Genomic DNA, 20,356 nt, shown 5'->3' with positions numbered 1-20,356 from the left:
CGTGTGCCCACCCGTCCCGCCCCAGCGGGACGACTGCCCACACGGCGGGTGGGCGGGGGCACCGCCCCGACGGCGCGCGCCCCCACGGGCAGGGGGCAACGCCCACCCGGGCGCGGGCGCAGCCCGCACGGGCAAGGCGGGGGCGCCGTCCCGCAGGGCCGCGGCCCCGCACGGGCTGGGGCGCCGCCCGGGAGGGCGCCCCCCGCGGCCGAGGGGAGCCGCCCCGGTCGGTGCGGGCTCGCGCGGGGGCGGGGTGTCAGCGGCGGGCCTCGCGGACGCGGGGCGGGCAGGTCTCGCCCTTGCGGACGACCCCGATCATGACGGTGGTCCGCCGGTCCAGGGCCGTCCCCACCGCCGGGTACTGGGTGCAGACCTCCCAGCGCGGCGGCCACAGCACCCGCCGGTCGCGGCCGCTCACGTCGTGGACGTCGAGGCGGGTCCGGCGGTCGAGGCGGGTGAAGACCCGCCACAGGCCCCGCCCCAGGAAGTCCGGCATCGGCCGGGCCCCGGCCTCCTCGTCGGGCGTGGCGGCGCCCTCCGCCGAGGAGGCGGCGACGGCCGCGAGCGCCAGGGCCGCGCCGACGCCGACGACGGTGGCCCGCCTCACTTCCGCCTCCGGGCGGCGACGTAGGAGCCGCAGCCCGCACCGAGGAGGGCGGTCGCGAGCAGCGCCACGTAGAGCGGCAGGGTGACCTCGGAGAACAGCAGGCGGATCTTGACCTCGCGGGTGTCCTCGAAGACGAAGACCAGGGTGAGGACCGCGACCGCGACCAGCGCGATCCGCCCCGGGGCGAGGGCTCCGGCCGTCCGGGACGCGCCCCGGCCCGCTGTCCGTGGCGCCTTCTTGGGACTCATGCCCGGCCCCTCTCCTCCGTCGTGCTGTCGCTCGTACCCGGCCACAGCCGTGGGACCAGAATGGGACGCGCGGCGCCTACCCGTGACGGCGAGCAGAGCCGTACGGGTGACTTGTCAGACAACGTGGGCCGACTACCGTGGTGCGAAGGCCCGCGGAGAGCGAGCCGGGGACGAGACGAGGAGGGGCCGTGGCGGTCAGCGGGCAGCGGCGGCGACCGGTCGTGGCGCTCTACGAGCGGATCGCGGACGCCGTCCACGACGGCACCTACCCGCCGGGCTCCACGCTCCCCTCCGAGCCGAAGCTCGCCGCCGAGCTGGGCGTCAGCCGGCCGGCCCTGCGCGAGGCGCTGCTGCTGCTCCAGGAGGACGGCGTCCTCACGGTGCGGCGCGGGGTGGGCCGTACGGTCAACGACCGCCCGCCCCGGCGCGGCTTCGAGCACGTCCAGCCCCTGGAGGAGCTGATCGGCGGTGGCGTCCCGCTGCGGGTGCGTGCGCTGCTCAGGAGCGTCGAGGAGCCGACCGACTTCACCACCCAGCACCTGCTCGCGCCCGCCCGCGCCGAGCTGCGGTTCTGGGAGTCCGTACTGGGCGGGGAGGGCGCGGCGGCGGCGCTGAGCCACGAGTGGGCGGCGCCCGACGAGCTGCTCGACCGGGTGCACCCGGAGTTCGCGCGGGCCCTGCGGGCGACGGAGGCGGACCCGAAGGCCCGCGGCGCGGTCTCGATGCTGGCGGTGCTGGTGGGGGCCTCGCGGGAGACGGCCCTGAGCGCGCACAGCGGGATCACGGCGACGCTGCTCGGGCGGCGGCGCGGGGAGCAGCTGGGTCGCCCGGCGGACACCCCCGCGGTCCTGGTCACCCAGGTGGTGCGGGTCGGCGAGACGCCGGTCCTGGCGGCCAAGCACATGCTCCCGACGGGCACGCCCGCACTGCCGGTGCTGCAGTCGTACTGAGCGGGACGCCCTTTCGGCCCGGCCGCCGCTCTCGGCTCGTCGGCGTGATCGGCGTGATCGCCGTGATCGCCGTGATCGCTGCGATTGCCGCGATTGCTGCGATCGCCGTGATTGCCGTCGCGCCGAGCGGGGACGGGAGCCCGCCCGGGCCCGGGCCGGGAGCGAGGTGCCGCGCCCCGGAGACCCCGCCCGCCGACCGCGAGGACGCCGCTCACCGGGGCCCCGGCCCGGGGCCGCGAAGGCGCCCCCACGCACCCCCCGCAGGCACGGGGTTCCCCGCCCGTCGGGCCCGTCACAGCGCCCCGCCCGTCCTTGGCGTACACTTCCCCGCCATGCACTTGTCTGACAACCCTGCCACGCCTGCCGCCGCCACCGTCTCCGAGTGGATCCGCCGGGCCCCCAAGGCCGTCCTCCACGACCACCTCGACGGCGGGCTGCGCCCCGCGACCATCGTCGAGCTGGCCCGGGAGTGCGGCTACACCGCGCTGCCGACCGAGGACCCGGCCGAGCTCGCGGTCTGGTTCCGGGACGCCGCCGACTCCGGTTCGCTGGAGCGCTACCTGGAGACCTTCGCCCACACCTGCGCGGTCATGCAGACCCGCGAGGCGCTCGTGCGCATCGCGGCCGAGTGCGCCGAGGACCTGGCGGCGGACGGCGTCGCCTACGCCGAGATCCGTTACGCCCCCGAGCAGCACCTGGAGGGCGGCCTCACCCTCGACGAGGTCGTCGAGGCGGTGAACGACGGCTTCCGCGAGGGCGAGCGCCGCACCGGCGGCCGGATCACGGTCCGCACCCTCCTCACCGGAATGCGCCACACCGACCGCTCCCTGGAGATCGCGGAGCTCACGGTCGCGCACCGGGACAACGGCGTGGCGGGCTTCGACATAGCCGGCGGCGAGATCGGCAACCCGCCGGCCCGCCACCTGCCCGCCTTCCAGCACCTGAAGCGGGAGAACTGCCACTACACAATCCACGCCGGCGAGGCCGTCGGCGCGGAGTCGATCCACGAGGCCGTGCAGGTCTGCGGCACCGAGCGGATCGGCCACGGCGTGCGGATCACGGACGACATCGCCGAGGACGGCACGCTGGGCCGGCTCGCCTCGTACGTCCGGGACAACCGCATCGCCCTGGAGGTCTGCCCGACCTCCAACCTCCAGACGGGCGCCGCGAAGGACTACGCCTCGCACCCGATCGACGAGCTGCGCCGGCTCGGCTTCCGGATCACGCTCAACACCGACAACCGGCTGGTCTCCGGCACCACCATGAGCGAGGAGTTCCAGCACATGGTGGACGCGTTCGGGTACGGCCCCGAGGTGTTCGAGGAGTTCACGGTCGCCGCCCTGGAGGCCGCCTTCCTGCCGCTGCCGGAGCGGCAGCGGCTGATCGACGAGGTCGTCCGCCCGGGGTACGCGGCGCTGTAGGCGAACGGTCCGCGGGCGCTACCCGACCCTTCCCTCCACCAGGGGAAGGGAGAGCGTCCCCGTGGACTCGGGGGCGCTGACGACGGTCACCGGCTTGATCCCCCGGTTGCCGGAGTACGCGGTGTCGCTCGCCGCGACGACGAACTCCAGCCGGTGGCCCGTCTCGTACCGGTGGACGATGCCCGGCAGCTCGACGGTGAAGGGACGGGTGACGTCCGGTACGCGTACCGGCGCGACCAGCCGGTTGACCAGGGTCTTCGTCCCGTCGGGCGCGACGTCGTAGAGCTTGGCGAAGAGGACGAGCTTGTCGGCGGCGTCGCCCGAGTCCTGGACGCGTTCGGCCGCCGGGGAGACGACCTGGAGGGTCGCCCTCGGCGCGCCGACGAGGTCCACGGGCTCGGTGAGCGGGGCGCTGGTCCAGCCGAGGTAGGTGCCCGGGGTGTCGTACGGCCGGGGGTCGGGCAGCCCGATCATGCCCGCGAGCGAGGACTCGGAGTGGCTCGTGGGGACCGGCCAGTTGGTGTACTGCCGGGAGCCGCGGGCGACCTTCGTCCGGTTGTCGACGAGCTTGCCGTCGCCGGAGAGGTAGAGCTTCTGGCTCAGCGCCGGGACCCGGTCGGCGGTGCCGTAGCCGCTCCGCCCCTCGCGGTACCAGGCGAAGGCGGGGCCGGTGTCCGCGGCCGCGTCCTTCCGGAGGTACCGGTCGAACCAGGCGAGGACGCGCTGTCCGACGTAACTCCCCTCCGGGTCGCCGAGGTCGAGCTCGCCCGGCTTCTGCCCTCCGCTGTGGCCCCAGGACTGCCAGATCATCCGGGTGTCGACGCCGCGCTCGCGCAGCCGGTCGTAGGTGGCGCGCGCCTCGTTGAGGTTGAACAGGCTGTCGGACTGGCCCTGGACGATCAGGGTGGGGGCGGTGATCCGGTCCAGGTAGGAGACCGGGGAGACGCTGCGGGCGTACGCGAGCATCTTCTCGCTCTCGGCGGCCGGGTAACGGCCGGAGTTGAGGAGCCGCACGGTGTCGCAGGCGTCGGTGACGAAGTGCAGACAGCCGAGGGAGTTGATCCGGCTGGGGTCGAGGGACGGGGAGAGCAGGGGCTGGCCCTCGCCGATGAGGTAGAAGCCGTTGGCCCACTGCCATTTGAAGACGCCGGGGGTGGCCCGGTCGGCGGCGTTGGGGGCGAGCGAGTACGCGAGGTCGTTCCAGGTGATGAGGGGGACGAGGGCGTCGATACGGGGATCGACGGAGGCGGCCGCGAGTTGGACGGCCCCGCCGTAGGAGCCGCCGATCATGCCGACGCGCGGATCTCCCGCGCCGTCCCGGGTGACGAAGTCGACGCGGGTGCCGTCGTCGGCGGCGCGGGTGCCGGCGAGGAAGTCGACGAGGCGGGCGGCGGCCCGGCCGTCGGTCTCGGGCGCGTCGAGGGAGATCAGGCAGCCGGACTTCCCGAAGCCGAGGCCCGAGTAGACGAGGCCGACGTAGCCGCGCTCGGCGAAGGCCTTCCCGATCGCGGCGGTGGAGCTGTCGCTCTTGCTGCCGCCGAAGCCGTTGGTGGCGAGGACGGCGGGCGCGGGGTGGGCGGCGTCCGCGCCGGTGGGGCGGTAGAGGTCGGCGTCGACCGCGCAACTCCGGCCGCCCGCCTCGACGGTGAACCGGAGCGGGGTGACGGTGTACGGGGCGGGGTCCCCGTCCGCCCCGGCGGCGGGCGCGGCGAGGGCGAGCGGCGCGGCGAGCGCGGCCGCACCGGCCACGAGCGCGAGGGCCTTGCGGGATCGGGGCACGGCACGGGACACAGGGACCTCCACGCTGAGGACGGCACCGAGAGGCCCGGGTACCTACCGACTGGTAGGTACCCGGGCAGCGCCCATGCTGTGACACGTGTCATAAGCCCGTCAACGCGTCGGACGAAGGTTGTTGACGGAGATTCAAGGCTGTTGACGGAGATTCGGTGAAGGCGGCGCTCCCCCGCACGGGCGGCCGGGTCCCGCGGACCGCCGCCCGTCCCCCGATGGGAGAATGGCGGCATGACAGGCGCTGAGGAGTTCAGACCCGAATCGGAGCGGGTGACGCGCGTCCTGCGCGATCAGATCATCGACGGGACCCGGGCCCCCGGCAGCAGGCTGGTGGAGCGCGAGATCGCGGCCGAGCTGGACGTCAGCCGGCTGCCCGTCCGCGACGCCCTGCGGGACCTGGTCGCGGAGGGCCTGGTGACGCCGCGCCCGCGCACCTGGGCGGTGGTCCGCGAGTTCACGGCGTCCGACATCGCGGACCTCGGCGAGGTCAGGTCCGCCCTGGAGGTCCTCGGCTTCCGGCTCGCCGCGCAGCGCCGCACCCGGGCGGGGCTCGCCAAGCTCCGCGCCGACCTCGACGCCGAGCTGGCGGCCGCGGCCAAGGGCGACGGACAGGCCGCCCGGCGGGCGGCCGCCGACTTCCACGAGACCGTCACGGAGCTGGCCGACAACGCCCTGCTCAGCGAGCTCAACGCGACGCTGCGCAGCCGGATGCGCTGGCTGCTCGGGCAGCACGACGACTTCACCGTCGTCGCCGAGGAGCACGCGGAGCTGTACCGGGGGATCGAGGCGCGGGACGTGGAGCGCGTCGAGAAACTGGCCCTGCGCCACCTGGAGACCAGCCGCGAGGAGGCCGCAGCGCACCAGCGCAGGACGGCGGCGGAGTAGCCGGCCCAGGACGGAACAGCCGCTCCCGGCGCGTCGGCAGCGGGCCGTGGGGCGGCCGGTTGATCAAACGGTATGCCGAATGATCGACCTGCCCCGCGTGGGCCCGCCCCGACGGGGCCGCCCTCACTCCCCCACGTGCACGACACCCCCGGGCACGTCGGCGCGGATCTCGGTGCCGACGCGTCGCGCCATCGGGTCGTCGAGGCGCTCCGGGGGGCCGATGAGGGTGTGGTCGCCCGCCCTGGCGACGTGGACGGCCGCGTCGACCTCGGGCCTCGTCGAGCCTTCGGCGAAGGCGAGCTCTGCCAGACCCTCCGGGGAGGCGGTGCTCGGCCGCGGTCTCGGCTGCGTCCCGGGCCGAGCAGGCGGGGCCGATCAGCGCAGGGCCGGTGCGTCCAGGGTGAGCGTGCCCGTGTCCGCGTCGAGTACGGCGGGTACGCCGAGCGGCATGGTCAGCGCGGTCGCGCAGTGCCCGAAGTCCATCTGCTCCACGACCGGCACCCCGAGCCCGCCGAGCCGGTCGGCGAGCACCGCCCGCACCTCCTCGTACGGACCGCACTCCTCCCAGGAGCCGAGGGCGATGCCCGTGACCCCGTCGAGCCAACCGGAGCGCAGCAGTTGGGTGAGGATGCGGTCGAGGCGGTACGGCTCCTCCCCCACGTCCTCCAGGAGCAGCAGCCCCCCGCGGGCCGAGGGCCGCCCGTGCGGGGTGGCGAGGTCGGCGGCGAGGAGGCTGGCGCAGCCGCCGAGCGTCACTCCCCGGGCGCGGCCGGGCACCAGGGCCCGTGCCGTCTCCGGGCCGAGCGTGCGGACGGTCTCGGGCTCGAAGAGGGTGGCCCGCAGCGACTCCTGGGTGTGCGGGTCCGACAGGAACGTGCCGGCGGCGACCATCGGTCCGTGCAGGGTGGCGAAGCCCGCGCGGACGGCGAAGGCCTCGTGCAGGGCGGTGACGTCGCTGTAGCCGACGAACGCCTTGGGCCCGGCCGCCCGTATCGCCGCCCAGTCGACCAGGTCCACCATGCGCTGGGCCCCGAACCCGCCGCGCGCGCAGAGCACGGCGGAGACCGTCGGGTCGCACCAGGCCTCGGTCAGGTCGCGGGCGCGCGCCCGGTCCGCCCCCGCGAGGTGGCCGAGGGTGGGGTGGGCGTCGAGGACGTGCGGGGCGACCACCGGTTCCAGGCCCCAGCCGCGCAGGATGTCGAGGCCGGCCGTGAGCCGTTCCTCGGGTATGGGGCCGCTGGGGGCGACGACGGCGACCCGTGCCCCGGGCCTGAGCCGCTCGGGCCGGGTCAGGGGTTCGACGGTGGGGGACGGGCCGGTCATGTGCGGTACTCCAGGTCCGGGACGTCCGGGCGCTCGATGCCGAAGGTCCTTGTGTACAGGGAGAGTTCGGCCTCCAGGGCCTGGATCATGGTATCGGCCCTGCGGAAGCCGTGCCCCTCCCCCTCGAAGGAGAGGTAGGCGTGCGGCACGCCCCGGCCGGTCGCGCGGGCGAGGAGGCGCTCGGCCTGCGCGGGCGGGCAGATGACGTCGTCGAGGCCCTGGAGCAGCAGGAACGGGGCCGTGACGCGGTCGACGTGCTCGATCGGCGAGCGCTCCTTGTAGCGGGCGGGCACCTTGTCGAGCGGTCCGATCAGGCCGTGGAGGTACCGGGACTCGAAGTCGTGGGTCTCGTCGGTGGCCCAGCTCCGCAGGTCCAGGACGGGGTAGATGATCGTGCCGCAGGCGTACGCGTCGGTGGAGACGAGGGACGCGGCGCTGGTCCAGCCGCCCGCGCTGCCGCCGCGCACGGCGAGCCGGGCGGGGTCGGCGGTGCCCTCGGCGGCGAGGGCCGCCGCGACGGCCGCGCAGTCCTCGACGTCGACGACGCCCCACTGTTCGCGCAGTCGCTCCCGGTACTCGCGGCCGTAGCCGGTCGAGCCGCCGTAGTCGACCTTGGCGACGCCGATGCCCCGCGAGGTGAAGTAGGCGGTCTCCAGGTCGAGGACGAGCGGGGTGCGGCTGGTGGGGCCGCCGTGGGCCCAGATCACATAGGGCGGCAGCTCGCCCTCGGGTCCGGTGAAGCCGGGGTGGCGCGGCGGGTACACCTGGGCGTGGATCTCCCGCCCGCCGGGGCCGGTGAAGGTGCGGACCCGGGGCTCGGGGAGGTAGGCGGGGTCGACGGCGTCGGTGTGCGCGGCGCCGACCACGCGGCTGCGGCCGGTTCGGGTGTCGAGCTCGACGAGCTCGCTGGAGCGGTGCGGTCCGGCGGCGACTCCGACCACCCGGGTGCCGTGGGCGGCGAGGGTCGCGGCCCACTCGGTGCGGGTTCCGCCGGCGTCGACGAGGGCGCGGCGCTCGGGGTCGAGGATCCCGAGGGCGGTGCTCCCCCTGCCGTGGACGACGGCGATCAGGCCGTTCTCCAGGGGGGTGAACCAGCGGAGTCCGATCTGCCAGAGGGGGCCGCCGAACTCCTCGGCGCGGGGGCAGAGCGCCTCCGGTTCGGCGAGGCGGCCGTCGGGGGTGACCTCGGCGCGGTAGAGGTTCCACCAGCCGGTGCGGTCGCTGACGAGGAGCAGTCGGCCCGCCGCGTCCCAGTCGACCTGCGGGATCGACTCGGTGGCCGAGCCGGCGACGGTCCTGGCCTCCCGGAAGGTGCCGTCGGGGGTGACGTCGGCGAGTCGGACCTCGGTTCCGTCCCAGGGCATCCGGGGGTGGTCCCAGGCGATCCAGGCCGCCCGGCGGCCGTCCGGGGAGAGCCGGGGCCCGGTGACGAACCGGTGGCGGCCGTCGGAGAGTTCCCGGACGGCGGCGCGGTCCTCGGCGGCCGAGCCGTCGAGGGGCACGGCGGCGAGGACGCGGCGCACGTCGGTGGGCGCGGGTCCGGTGAACTCCTCCAGGACGCACCACACCTCGCCCCGGTCCGGGTGGACGACCGGGTCCACCCACCGCAGTCCGCCGCCGACGGAGGAGACCGGGGTGAGCGGCCGCGGTGCGGTGGCGGGCTCGGCGTCGGGTTCGTGGGCGTAGAGCCGCTGGTCGGGGAAGTGGCAGAAGACGGCGAGCGGTCCGCCCGTCGGACGTGCGACGGCCGCCCAGGGCTGTCCGCCGTACTCGATCACCCTGCTGCGGACGTTCCACGGGGCGGGCAGCAGGCTCTCCTCCGTGCCGTCGGCGCGCCGCCGGACGAGGGCGCGCCGGCCGCCCTCGGCGGGGCGGGGCGCGGTCCACCAGAGCTCGTCGCCGACGGCGCCGAGGTACTCGGGCCGCCCGTCGTGGGCGGCGGCGAGCGCGGCGTCGACGGGCGACGGCCAGCTGCCGTACCCGGCCGTGGTCGTGGCCATCTCGTCTCCCCCTGTCATGGGACTGGTCCCCCTCCGTCCTAAGCGGTCTTCAGGTAGTGGTCGAGCACGCGGACGCCGAAGTGCAGGGCGTCCACCGGGACGCGCTCGTCGACGCCGTGGAAGAGCGCTCCGTAGTCGAGGTCCGGGGGCAGCCGGAGCGGCGAGAAGCCGTAGCCGGTGATGCCGAGCCGGGAGAACTGCTTGGCGTCCGTGCCGCCGGACATGGTGAACGGCAGGACGTGCCCGGCCGGGTCGAAGCGCTCGACGGCGGCCCGGAGCTTGGCGAAGGTCGGGGAGTCGACCGGGGCCTCCAGGGGCACCTCGCGGTGGTGGAACTCCCACTCGACGTCGGGCCCGGTGAGCTGGTCCATGGTCGCGGCGAACTCCTCCTCCGCGCCCGGCAGCATCCGCCCGTCGACGTACGCGACGGCCTGTCCCGGGATGACGTTGACCTTGTAACCGGCCTCCAGCATCGTCGGGTTGGCGCTGTTGCGGACGGTCGGCGCGACGAGCGCGGCGGCCGGGCCGAGCTTGTCGAGGAGGACGTCGACGTCGAGGTGGCGGGCGTCGGTGTCGATGTCGATGCCGTACAGCGCGGCGAGTTCGGTGAGGGCGGCGCGGACGGTCGTGGTGAGGCGGACCGGCCAGGTGTGGTTGCCGATCCGGGCGACGGCGGTGGCGAGGCGGGTGACGGCGTTCTCCGTGTTCACCTTGGAGCCGTGGCCGGCCCGGCCGTGGGCGGTGAGCTTGAGCCAGGCGGTGCCCCGCTCGCCCGCCGCGATCGGATAGAGGGTCATGCCGGGCTGCGGGTGGAAGCTGAACGCCCCGGACTCGCTGATGCCCTCCGTGCAGCCCTCGAACAGGGCCGCGTGCCGGTCGGCGAGGAAGCCGGAGCCGTCCTCGGCGCTGGCCTCCTCGTCGGCGGTGTAGGCGAGGACGATGTCGCGGCGGGGCCGGACGCCGTGGCGGGCCCAGGAACGGACGACGGCCAGGACCATGGCGTCCATGTTCTTCATGTCGACGGCGCCGCGGCCCCAGACGACCCCGTCGCGCACCTCGCCGGAGAAGGGGTGCACGGTCCATTCGGCGGGGTCGGCGGGCACCACGTCCAGGTGGCCGTGGACGAGGAGCGCCTCGGCCGAGGGGTCGGTGCCGGGGATCCTCGCCACCACGTTGGTGCGGCCGGGGGTCCGCTCCAGGAGGGTGGGTTCGATCCCGGCGTCCGCGAGCCGCTCGGCGACGTACTCGGCGGCCGGCCGCTCGCGGCAGTCGCCGCCGCCCCGGTTGGTGGTGTCGATGCGGATGAGCTCGGAGGTGAAGGTGACCACCTCGTCGAGCGCCGTCGCGTCCGGGCCCCGGATCTCCTCAGCCATACTGCTCCTCCACCGCGGCCGAGACGATGGTCGTGACCGCCTTGAACGTGCGAATTGCCTCGTACATCGTCTCGCCGGTGTACGCGACGCGCCGCTCGCCGCTCCGCGCCACGCCGGGAACCACCGTGGCGGCGGCGCCCAGGTGCTCGGCGTCGAACTCCAGCTCCACGGTGAAGGGGCCGCCCCGGACCGGCTCGTGCCGGACGGCGAGCGCGGCGGCGCTCTTCGCCGCGGCGCGGATGTCGGCGGCGGTCCTCGCCGGGGGACGGCACACCGCCGCGTACCGCGAGACGTGGTCCTTGACGGCGACCTTGAGCGCCTCGGGCGCGTAGCCGAGGGCGTCCTCGCAGGTCAGGTCGTCCCCGGTGACGAGGACGACAGGCACGCCGTACTCCGCGACCACATGGGCGTTGAGCAGGCCCTCGCTCGCCCGCTCGCCGTTGAGCCAGACCCCGGTGATGGAGTTGGCGAGGTAGGTGTGGGCGAGGACGCCCTCGGTGCCGGCGCCGGTGTGGTAGCCGACGAAGGCGATGCCGTCGACGTCCCCGTGCTGCACGCCCTCGACCATCGAGAGCGACTTGTGCCGGCCGGTGAGCATCTCGGCCCGCTCGTCGAGCCGCTCCAGGAGCAGGTTCCGCATGGACCAGTGCGCCTCGTTGATGAGGACCTCGTCCGCGCCGCCGTCGAAGAAGCCGAGCACGGCGGCGTTCACGTCGGAGGTGAACATCGCGCGGCACCGCTCCCACTGCGGCGTGCCGGGCAGCACGTCGGCGGGCCAGGTCACACCGGTGGCGCCCTCCATGTCGGCGCTGATGAGGATCTTCATGCCTGGCACCGTACGCGCCGCCCGGCGGCCCTACCACCCCTGTGGATAACCTCCGTTGGAGTGGACCAATGACATCCACCGGGCGGCGGTACGACTCACCCGGCCGGTTCCGGATACCCCCTGAGGTCCTCCTCGGCGAGCCGGACCGCGCGGGGCCCGCCCCCGGCCCGGAGGGCTCCGGTGTCGAGGACCGCCTCGCGCCGGCCGGGCGGCCGGTCCTGTCGGGGAGGGGGTGGTCGCCCGTGGGGACGGGCGCGCCGCGCAGGGCGTGGTCGTGGTCGTGGTCGCACAAGGAGGGTGCGAGCGTCGGGCGCTCGCGCGGGGTGCTCACCGCGCGCGGTGGAGCTCGATTCCATGAGTCGTGGGAACATGCTGCCCTCCGAACCGACGGATCGTCACCTCGTCGACGATGCCCGGAGAGAGCAAAACGGCATCAACGGGTGCGTATAGGCTGTCTCAGTTGTCGTTCCCGACCTTCCGGAGAGCTCTCGGTGACCACCGCCTTCACCCCGTCCGACACCACGCCCCTCATGGCCGAGGAGCCGGAGTTCTGGGAGCCCTCGGCTCCCGAGCCCCAGGAGGCCCAGGAGGCCCGGAGCGCACAGGAAGCGGACGACCAGGACCCGGTCACGGACGACCACGACCCCGTCGTCGTGCGTGACGCCCGGGAGTTCGGGGCCTACGCGCGGACCGGTGGCTGGGCCTTCGCGCTGAAGGTGGCCCGGAGCGTCCGGCCGGGCGGTCAGCCCGCCGAGGGAACGGCCCGGACGAAGGTCTCGGCGAAGGCCTTCGCGGAGCTCGCCGGGTGCTCGCCCGAGCGGGTCATGCGCTACTACAGGGCCTGGGACACGGCTGCCGACGACGGTCTGGTCCCGCAGTTCGAGGTCCTGGTCCCCGGCGAGGACGTCGAACTGCCGGACGCGGACGTCTGGCTCTCGTACTACGCCTCCCGCAACAGCGCCTCCTCCGTGCGCGGTCAGGCGATCAGCGCGGCGGCCGAGGCGGAGGGCATCCGGCCGACGAAGGCCCTGGAGGTCGCGGAGAACCCGACGGCGCTGCGGGCGGCGATCCTCGCGGACCCCGGGACGGCCCAGGCCGCGCGCGGGGCGCTGCTCGACCGGATGAAGGAGGACCCGGCCCTCCAGACCGAGATGGCCCGCGCCATCGCCCGCACCGACGACCTGAAGAAGGCCGTGGCGAACGAGGCGAAGGCGGCCGACCGCATCGGGTACGTGCGGCAGATCGTCGAGAAGGGGCAGATCAAGACCCCCGCCGGGCAGACCGTGGAGGCACCGGCCGAGATCCGGGCCGAGGCCGAGCGGCACCTGTCGCTCCTCGACGAACTGGAGGACTCGGAGGAGGCGGGCGAGTGGGCCGGCGAGGCCTACGACACCGTGAAGAACCTGGTCGCCAAGGCGGTCGAGGAGGACCCGGCGCTGCGCGTCCAGGAGCGGCGGACCAGGTTCTACAACAGCCTGCAGAAGGCGACGAAGGTCTTCGAGGAGCTGACGCTCGACGAGGTGATGGAGGAGGACATCTACGAGGCGGACATGCTCCAGCGCCTCGAAGCCCTCCAGGAGGCGATCGGCACCTGCATCAGCGCGCTGCGCAGGGCGACGACCGCCTCCTAGACGGCCGCGCCTTTCTGGACGACCGAGCCCTCCTGGACGACCGCCCTCGCCTCGACAGCCGCCCCCTCCTGGACGACCGCCTCCTTCCAGGAGGGACCGCGGGGTCACCCCTCCCGGCCGTAGTCGCGCAAGGTGATGTTCTCGGCGGTCCTGCGGGCGATCTTGGCGGCCATGTTCTTGCCCGGCAGATAGGGCATGATCTTGTAGTAGCGGTTGAGGAGGGCGGCCATCAGCCGGCTGTCGGGGACCATCAGCCTGGCGACCCCGTCGCCCATCTTCTGGCAGCCCTCGGCGTACTCCCGCAGCTCCTCCTCGTAGCGGGCGAACGCGACGCGGTGGTCGCCGTGCGCGGCGGCCAGCTCCCCCGCCAGGACGTACGCGCCGACGAGGGCGAGTCCCGTGCCCATGCCGGACAGGGAGGACGGGCAGTGGGCGGCGTCGCCCAGCAGGGCGACGCGGCCGCGGGACCACGAGTCCATGCGGACCTGGCCGACCGAGTCGAAGTAGAAGTCGGGCGCGGACCGCATGTCCTGGAGCAGTCTGTCGCACTCCCATCCGGTGCCGGCGAACTGCTCGGCCAGGATCGCCTGCTGCCGTGGGACGTCCCGCCGGTCGAGGTCGGGGAGCTCGGAGGCGAAGTAGAAGACGGCCTTGGCCTCGGTGTTGTGGCGGGCGCTGTACAGGGCGGCGAGCCTGCCGGCGGTGCGGTAGGCGTGGCCGGTGTGGTCGAGCCCGAGGTGGTTGGCGGTGGTGAAGATCGCGCAGTGGACGCCGAGGTGCTTCACGAACCGCTCCTCGGGTCCGAAGACCAGTCGACGGGTGGTGGAGTGCAGCCCGTCGGCGCCGATCACCAGGTCGAAGCGGCGCGGCGCGGCGCGTTCGAAGGTGACGGTCACGCCGTCGGCGTCCTCGGTGAGCGAGGTGATGGAGTCCCCGAAGACGTACTCGGTGTGCTGCTCGGTCGCGTCGTAGAGGATCCGCGCCAGGTCGCCGCGGAGGATCTCGACGTCTCCGGCGAAGAGGTCGGCGGGCAGCTTCGCCTGCGGTTTGCCCGCGCTGTCGACGTACGACATGGAGCCCATGCCGGTCCTGGCCCGCTGGACGGCGTCCATGATGCCCATGCGGCGCAGGATCGACAGGTGGGCCTCACCGCGGAAGTCGACGGCGTAGCCGCCGTCGCGGAGTGCGGGGGCGCGTTCCACGACGGTGGTGTCGAAGCCGTGGCGGTGGAGCCAGTGGGCGAGGGCGGGGCCGGCGACGGAGGCGCCGGAGATCAGGACGTCGATGTTCTTCGCGTTCTTCGTGTTCTTCGTGTCGGTCACGGAAAGAGCTTGCGCCGAGGCCCTCACCGCGGGATCACCGCACGCTCACCGCTGCCGGCACGCCTCCGACACGCTCTCCACGACGTGCTCGGGAAGGCCGAGGAGGCGGAGTGCGCCCAGGGTGTCGGGTCCCATGGCGACGGCGGCCTCGCCGGCCTCCCGGTAGCGGGTGCGGGCGGTCGTGCGGTCGCCGCGCGCCTCGGCGACGCGGCCCAGTCCCGCGAAGGTGCGGACCCGGGTGCCGACGCTCCTGATCCAGTGCGGGTCGACCTGTTCGAGCGCCTCCGTGTACAGGCGCTCGGCCTCGGTCAGGTCGCCGTCGAGCAGGGCCGTGTCGCCGAGTCCGCGCAGGGCGGCCGCGAGGCCGGTGGAGCTGCCCGCCCGGCGGGCGAGGGCCATGGCCCTGTCGTAGTCGGCGCGGGCCGACGCCGGGTCCGGGCCGAGGCGGTGATCGCCCCGGTTGACGAGCAGGTCGGCGCTGTCCTCCAGGGCGCCGATCTGCTCGGTGAGCACGAGGGCCTCGTCGGTCAGCTCGACGGCCCGCGCGAGGTCGCCGCGCCCGCCCGCGAGGCCCGCGAGCGCGTCCAGGACCAGCGCGGTGCCCCAGCGGTCGCCGAGCGAGCGGAAGCCCTCGACGGCCGTGACGAAGGCGCGTTCGGCCGACGCGGTGTCGCCCTCGCCGAGGGGACCGAATCCCGACATGTACCGCGCGGTCGCCCGCGTCCACGGCTCCGCGCAGTCGCGCAGGGAGGAGACGAGGGCGAAGGCGCTCCGCGGGTCGGGTCCGCTGGCGTCGCGCAGCATCCACAGGAGCGGGGCGACGGGGTGACGGCCCGTCCGGCCGTCCGCCCAGGCGGCGGCCAGCGCCTTCTCGGCGGACGCGCGGTGCCGCTGCCAGACCGGCCGTCCGGCGGCGCCGGAGGCCGCGAGCAGCACGCACAGCACGTACTCCTCCTCGTCGAGGGAGTCGCCGTCCGCCCCTTCCAGGAGCGCGATCGCGTGCGGGGCGACCGAGCCGGAGACGCCCCGGATCCAGAGGTGGTTCGCGGCGTGGGCGAGCAGCTTCAGGCCCGTCTCCCGCTCCCCGGCCCGGACCGAGCGGCGCACCGCCGCGAGGAGGTTGCCGTGCTCGGCGGCGAGGACGGGCAGCCACTCCAGCTGTTCGGCCCGGCGCAGGTGGGGGTCGGCGGTCCGGAGCAGTTCCAGGAGCCACTGGGCGTGGGCGTGCTCCGCGTCGGCGCGTTCGTCCGCCTCGTCGAGTCGTTCCGCGCCGTAGGCGGCGATCGTCTCCAGCATCCGGTAGCGGCCGCCCGCCACCTCCAGGAGCGACTTGTCGACCAGCGACTCCAGGGTCTCGTCGTCGGTCGCGCACACCCGCGGCGCGGCCTCGGCCGTCGCTCCTCCGGCGAAGACCGTGAACCGCCGGGCCGCCCGCTGTTCGTCCTCGGAGAGCAGGTCCCAGCTCCACGCGACCACGGCGCGCAGGGTCCGGTGCCGTTCGTCGGCCGTACGGCTGCCCCGGGCGGCGACCCCGAGCCGGTCGTCGAGGCGTCCCGCGAGGTCGTGGACGTCGAGCGTGCGGACGCGTGCCGCCGCGAGCTCGATGGCCAGCGGCAGGTTGTCGAGGGCCGCGCAGATCCGGCCGACGACCTCCGGGTCGGCGGCGAAACCGCGCCGCACGGCGCGGGCCCGGTCGGTGAAGAGCCGTACGGCGGCGGCGGCGTCGAGCGGTTTGACCTGCCAGAGGTTCTCGCCGGTGATGCCGAGCGGCTCACGGCTCGTCGCCAGGACCCGCAGCCGTGGGCAGACCGCCAGGAGCCGTGCGGCGAGTGCCGCGGTCTCCTCGATGACGTGCTCGCAGTTGTCGAGGACGAGGAGGAGCGGCCGGTCGGAGAGCGCCGCGACCAGCCGGTCGACGGGGCTCTGCCCACCGGCCCCCGTGCCGAGGCCGTTCTCGCGCAGGCCGAGCGCGCTCGACAGCGCCTGGGGCAGTGCCGCGGCGTCCCGCAGCGGTGCCAGTTCCACGAAGCAGACGTCGACGGCGGCGAGTCCGGCGACCTCGACGGACAGCCGGGTCTTGCCGACGCCGCCGGGGCCGATCAGCGTGACCAGCCGGGCCACCCGCAGCAGCCGGGCGAGCTCCGTCACCTCGTCGGCGCGGCCGACGAACGCGGTCAGCTGGGCGGGGGGTGCGGCGGGCCCGGGTGACGGTGCGGCGCTCAGCAACTCCTGGTACAGGGAGACGAGTTCGGCGGAGGGGTCGGCGCCGAGCTCCTCGGCCAGGCGGCGCCGGGTCTCCTCGAACACCACGAGCGCCGCGGCCGGCCCGCCCTCGGCGAACAGGGCTCGCATCAGCAGTCCCACGAGGCGCTCCCGCAGCGGATGGCGGCCGACCAGTTCGCGCAGTTCGGGCACGACGGCGCGCGGATCGCCGGTCCGGCACTCGGCCTCGATCCGGTCCTCCAGGGCCCCGAGCCGGTGCTCCTCGAGCCGGGCGGCGGCGGGTCCGGCGGTCTCGCCCTCGGCGAGGCCGGCCAGCGCGGGCCCCCGCCACAGTCCCAGCGCCTCGCGCAGCGGGGGGAGGGCGCCCGCCGCGTCCCCGGCGCGCAGGGCGGCCCGTCCCGCCTGGGCCAGGCGCTCGAAGCGGCCGGCGTCCACGCCGTCGGGGGCGACCAGGATCCGGTAGCCCGCCCCGGCCTGTTCGATCACGGCCCCGGAGCCGAGGGCCTTGCGCAGCCGGGACATCTGGGACTGGACCGCGTGCGCCGACACCGCGCCGTCCGGGTCGACGGCGTCGGCCAGCCGGTCCGTCGACACGACCTCTCCGGGCCGTATCAGCAGCAGGGCGAGCAGCGAGCGGCGGGCCGGGCCGCCCAGGGGAACCTCGGTCCCGTCGCCGTACCACGCGCGCGTCTCACCGAGGATTCCGAAGAACATGGCGGTGATTATCCACCGGAGTCGATCACCCGCGGGCGATCGTGCCGAGGCAGGTGCCGCCCGGGACGTCGATCGTCCGGCCGGTCGCCCACCGCCCCTGCGGGCCCGCCGGGAAGCCGACGACGACGGCGACGTCCTCCGGCTCGCCGGTCCGTCCGAGCGCGGTTGCTCCTCGTCCGGTGCCCGTTCCGTCGCGACCCGGCGACGGGGCCACCATGGCGGTGAGCGCTCACCACGCGCTCACCGCCCGAGCCGCCCGAGACGCCGAGCCGCCCGAGGCGCCCGAGCCACCCGAGACGCCCGAGCTGCCGAGCCGCCCGAGGTACCCGAGGCGCCCGCTCACCGTCCGGCGCGGTGGTCCTCAGTCCTCGTGGCCGAGCTGGAGGTCGCGCTCGGTGCGGCCGCCGCCGGCCACCTGGAGGACGGTGGCGACGGGCGGGTACCCGGCGGCGATGACCGTGTACTCGCCGGAGGACAGGTCGACGAAGCGGAAGGTGCCGTCGGGCCCGGTGGTGAGGGTGTCCACGACGTTGCCCGCGGCGTCGAGGAGGGTGACCCTGGCGTCCTCCACCGGGCGTCCTCCCCCGGCCCGTACGGTGCCGCGCAGCACCGCGCCGCCGGCCAGTTCGATGTCCTGGCGGGTCTCGCGGGAGGCCTGGACGCTCACGGGGAGCGCGGCGGGCCGGAAGGCGGGGGCGCTGGCGGCGAGCGTGTACTCGCCCGCGACCAGTTCGCCGATGACGTAGCCGCCCTCGCGTCCGCTGCGGGTGGAGGCGACGACCTCGCCGCGCACGTCGGTGAGGGTGACGGCCGCGTCGCGCACGGGCGTGCCGTCTGCGGTGACGACGCTGCCCGCGAGCCGGCCGGCGCCGCCGAGGACGACGTCGAGCTCGACCGGCCGGTCGCCGACGGTGACGGAGACGGCCTGCGGCTGGTGGCCGCCGGCCGCCGCGATCAGGACGTACGCGCCGCCGCCGGGGACGCTCAGGGCGTACCGGCCGTCCTCGCCGCTCGCGCCGCGGCCGATCTGCCGGCCCTGGACGTCGATGAGGGTGAGCGCGGCCCGGGGGACCCGGCTTCCGTCGTGGTGCTGGACGGTGCCGCAGACGGGCACTCCGGAGTGCGGAGGGACGGCGGTGGTGTGGGCGGGGGCGGCGTGGCGGGCGTGCGGGACCGACTGGATGCCGGCGGTCTCGTCGGCGTGCGTGGCCTCGGTGAGGGGGCTGTGGTGGGACACCAGCGGTTTCTCCTTGAGGAAGAAGGCGAGGACGAGGCCGAGCACGAGGACCGGCACGAGGTAGAGGAAGATCCGCGGCATCGCGTCCGCGTACGCCTGGACGTACGCGTCGCGCAGGGCGGGCGGGAGGGTGTGGACGGTCCCGGGGGTGATCGACTCGGCGGGCGGCAGCGGGGTGGAGCCGTCCCGGGCGAGGACTCCGGCGAGCCGGTCCCCGAGGGCGTCGTCGAGCCGGGAGGCGAAGAGGGTGCCGAAGACGGCGGCGCCGACGCTGCCGCCGATCTGGCGGAAGTAGGTGTGGGCGCTGGTGGCGGTGCCGAGGTCGGCGGGGCGTACGGAGTTCTGCACGGCGAGCACGAGGACCGGCATGACGAGGCCGATGCCGGTGCCGAGGACGGCCTGCCAGAGGCTGTGCTGGAGGCGCGGGGTGTCGGTGTCCATGCGGGAGAGCAGCCACATGCCGAGGACGGAGACGGCCCCGCCGATCACCGGGTAGACCTTGTAGCGGCCGGTGCGGCTGATGAGCTGGCCGGAGACGACGGAGGCGATGACGATGCCGCCCATGAGCGGCAGCATCAGGAGGCCGGATTCGGTGGCGCTGGCGCCCTCGACCATCTGCAGGAAGCTGGGGAGGTAGCTGGCGGCGCCGAAGAGCGCGATGCCGACGACGGCGCCGACGAGGGCGGTGACGGTGAAGACGGAGTCGCGGAACAGCCTGAGCGGGATGAGGGGTTCGGGCGCGAAGCGCTCGACCACCAGGAAGAGCAGGGCCGTTCCGGCGGCTCCGCAGCCGAGGGCGAGGATGACCCGGGAGTTCCAGGCGTACTCGGTGCCGCCCCAACTGGTCAGCAGGACGAGGCAGGTGGAGGCGGCGGCGAGGAGCAGGGCGCCGAGGACGTCGAAGCGCGCGCGTGCGGTGGGTTTCGGGAGCTTGAGGACGGCGGCGACGACGGCGAGGGTGACGAGTCCGAAGGGCACGTTGAAGTAGAAGCACCAGCGCCAGGAGACGTGGTCGGTGAAGAAGCCGCCGAGCAGGGGTCCCGCGACGGAGGCGAGGCCGAAGGCGGCGCCGATGAGCCCCATGTAGCGGCCGCGTTCCCGGGCCGGGACGATGTCGGCGATGATCGCCTGGACGCCGATCATGAGGCCGCCGGCGCCGATGCCCTGGACCGCGCGGAAGGCGATGAGCTGGTCCATCGTGCGGGACCAGCCGGCGAGGCCGGAGCCGATGACGAAGACGACGATGGCGAAGAGGAAGACGCCCTTGCGGCCGAGGAGGTCGCCGAGCTTCCCGTAGACGGGCAGGCCGATGGTGGAGGTCAGCAGGTAGGCGGTGATCGCCCAGGACATCCGGTCCAGGCCGTGGAGTTCGCCGACGATCTTCGGGAGGGCGGTGGCGACGATCATCTGCTCCAGCGCGGCGAGGAGCAGCGCGAGCATGAGGCCGCAGAAGACGAGCCGGACGCGGCGGGGGTCGAGGCCGGCGGGGGCCGGGCCGGGCGGGGGCGCGGGTTCGGCGGGCGGGCCGTCCGGGGCGAGCGGTTCCTCGTCCCCGTCGAGGCCTTTCACGATCGTGATCGCACCCACGTGTCTGCTCCCCTCGTCACGGCGTCTGCGCCGCGCCATTCTTCGCATTGGGCGCGAAGGGGGAGCAAGTCGGGCGGTACGGGAGGGCGGTGGCGACCGCGGGGGTGAACGTCCCCGCACCACGGCGCACTTGGGTCGCTCATCAGCGCGTTTACGAGAAGGCCCGCGCCCCCCGGCGCACGGAGGGCCGGTACGGGGGGCGCGGGCGATCCACTCGA

15 protein-coding genes are annotated in these 20,356 nt (G+C 74.6%); 4 read left to right on the top strand and 11 right to left on the bottom strand.

All coding sequences use genetic code 11. The features are described 5' to 3' along the window. Window positions 1-256: 256 nt before the first annotated feature. Together ACIGW4_RS24330 and ACIGW4_RS24325 are read right to left on the bottom strand one after the other, a co-directional pair. Window positions 257-607, bottom strand: a complete 351-nt coding sequence (locus tag ACIGW4_RS24330; protein ID WP_399582809.1) for a hypothetical protein — start codon at window positions 605-607, stop codon at window positions 257-259. Next, window positions 604-855: a DUF1049 domain-containing protein gene (locus tag ACIGW4_RS24325; protein ID WP_399582807.1), complete on the bottom strand. Its 252-nt coding sequence runs from the start codon at window positions 853-855 to the stop codon at window positions 604-606. The genes ACIGW4_RS24330 and ACIGW4_RS24325 overlap by 4 nt, the downstream gene beginning before the upstream one ends. A 188-nt stretch (window positions 856-1,043) precedes the next feature. Between ACIGW4_RS24325 and ACIGW4_RS24320 the strand changes: the two genes are divergently transcribed. Together ACIGW4_RS24320 and ACIGW4_RS24315 are read left to right on the top strand one after the other, a co-directional pair. Beyond that, window positions 1,044-1,805, top strand: coding sequence for a GntR family transcriptional regulator (locus ACIGW4_RS24320; protein WP_399582805.1), 762 nt, complete (start codon window positions 1,044-1,046; stop codon window positions 1,803-1,805). A 332-nt stretch (window positions 1,806-2,137) separates the two neighbouring features. Beyond that, window positions 2,138-3,226, top strand: coding sequence for an adenosine deaminase (locus ACIGW4_RS24315; protein WP_399582804.1), 1,089 nt, complete (start codon window positions 2,138-2,140; stop codon window positions 3,224-3,226). Window positions 3,227-3,244: 18 nt separating this feature from the next. On the opposite strand, the gene ACIGW4_RS24310 is transcribed toward ACIGW4_RS24315, so the two are convergent. After that, window positions 3,245-5,017 carry a CocE/NonD family hydrolase gene (locus ACIGW4_RS24310; protein ID WP_399582802.1) on the bottom strand — a complete coding sequence of 591 codons (1,773 nt, stop codon included), beginning with the start codon at window positions 5,015-5,017 and terminating at the stop codon, window positions 3,245-3,247. Window positions 5,018-5,248: 231 nt separating this feature from the next. Between ACIGW4_RS24310 and ACIGW4_RS24305 the strand changes: the two genes are divergently transcribed. Beyond that, window positions 5,249-5,902, top strand: coding sequence for a GntR family transcriptional regulator (locus ACIGW4_RS24305; protein ID WP_399582800.1), 654 nt, complete (start codon window positions 5,249-5,251; stop codon window positions 5,900-5,902). A gap of 375 nt (window positions 5,903-6,277) precedes the next feature. Here ACIGW4_RS24305 and ACIGW4_RS24300 read toward each other — a convergent pair whose 3' ends face one another. From ACIGW4_RS24300 to ACIGW4_RS24285, 4 genes are read right to left on the bottom strand one after another with little or no spacing between them, the layout of a single operon-like run. Then, a complete protein-coding gene (locus tag ACIGW4_RS24300) occupies window positions 6,278-7,225 on the bottom strand; it encodes an LD-carboxypeptidase (protein WP_398711722.1) in 948 nt (315 codons plus the stop codon). Continuing rightward, a complete protein-coding gene (locus ACIGW4_RS24295; RefSeq protein WP_399582798.1) occupies window positions 7,222-9,243 on the bottom strand; it encodes a prolyl oligopeptidase family serine peptidase in 2,022 nt (673 codons plus the stop codon). Before ACIGW4_RS24295 ends, ACIGW4_RS24300 begins: the two co-directional genes overlap by 4 nt. Before the next feature lie 20 nt (window positions 9,244-9,263). Then, window positions 9,264-10,598: a M20/M25/M40 family metallo-hydrolase gene (locus ACIGW4_RS24290; RefSeq protein WP_398711726.1), complete on the bottom strand. Its 1,335-nt coding sequence runs from the start codon at window positions 10,596-10,598 to the stop codon at window positions 9,264-9,266. Further along, the gene (locus tag ACIGW4_RS24285) at window positions 10,591-11,424 is read right to left on the bottom strand and encodes a M55 family metallopeptidase (RefSeq protein WP_123456215.1); all 834 of its coding nucleotides are present in this window, start codon (window positions 11,422-11,424) and stop codon (window positions 10,591-10,593) included. The genes ACIGW4_RS24290 and ACIGW4_RS24285 overlap by 8 nt, the downstream gene beginning before the upstream one ends. Window positions 11,425-11,954: 530 nt before the next feature. Here ACIGW4_RS24285 and ACIGW4_RS24280 point away from each other — a divergent pair. After that, window positions 11,955-13,055 carry a hypothetical protein gene (locus ACIGW4_RS24280; protein WP_399582812.1) on the top strand — a complete coding sequence of 367 codons (1,101 nt, stop codon included), beginning with the start codon at window positions 11,955-11,957 and terminating at the stop codon, window positions 13,053-13,055. Window positions 13,056-13,159: 104 nt separating this feature from the next. Here ACIGW4_RS24280 and ACIGW4_RS24275 read toward each other — a convergent pair whose 3' ends face one another. The 4 genes from ACIGW4_RS24275 to ACIGW4_RS24260 form a co-directional block, all read right to left on the bottom strand. Then, window positions 13,160-14,377 (bottom strand): FAD-dependent monooxygenase, encoded by a 1,218-nt coding sequence (locus ACIGW4_RS24275; protein WP_399582796.1) that lies wholly within the window; start codon window positions 14,375-14,377, stop codon window positions 13,160-13,162. 45 nt (window positions 14,378-14,422) lie between these two features. Next, a complete protein-coding gene (locus ACIGW4_RS24270) occupies window positions 14,423-17,314 on the bottom strand; it encodes a BTAD domain-containing putative transcriptional regulator (protein ID WP_399582794.1) in 2,892 nt (963 codons plus the stop codon). Window positions 17,315-17,339: 25 nt separating this feature from the next. Next, on the bottom strand, window positions 17,340-17,531 hold the full coding sequence (locus ACIGW4_RS24265; RefSeq protein WP_399582793.1) for a hypothetical protein: 192 nt from the start codon (window positions 17,529-17,531) through the stop codon (window positions 17,340-17,342). 144 nt (window positions 17,532-17,675) lie between these two features. Then, entirely contained in the window at window positions 17,676-20,138 is a 2,463-nt protein-coding gene (locus ACIGW4_RS24260; protein ID WP_399582792.1) for an MFS transporter, read from the bottom strand. Window positions 20,139-20,356 lie beyond the last annotated feature (218 nt).

Source organism: Streptomyces sp. NPDC053513, assembly GCF_044544765.1.
GTDB lineage: Bacteria > Actinomycetota > Actinomycetes > Streptomycetales > Streptomycetaceae > Streptomyces > Streptomyces litmocidini.
Note: the sequence above shows the minus strand (reverse complement) of the source record. Positions and strands in the feature narration are given on the sequence as shown.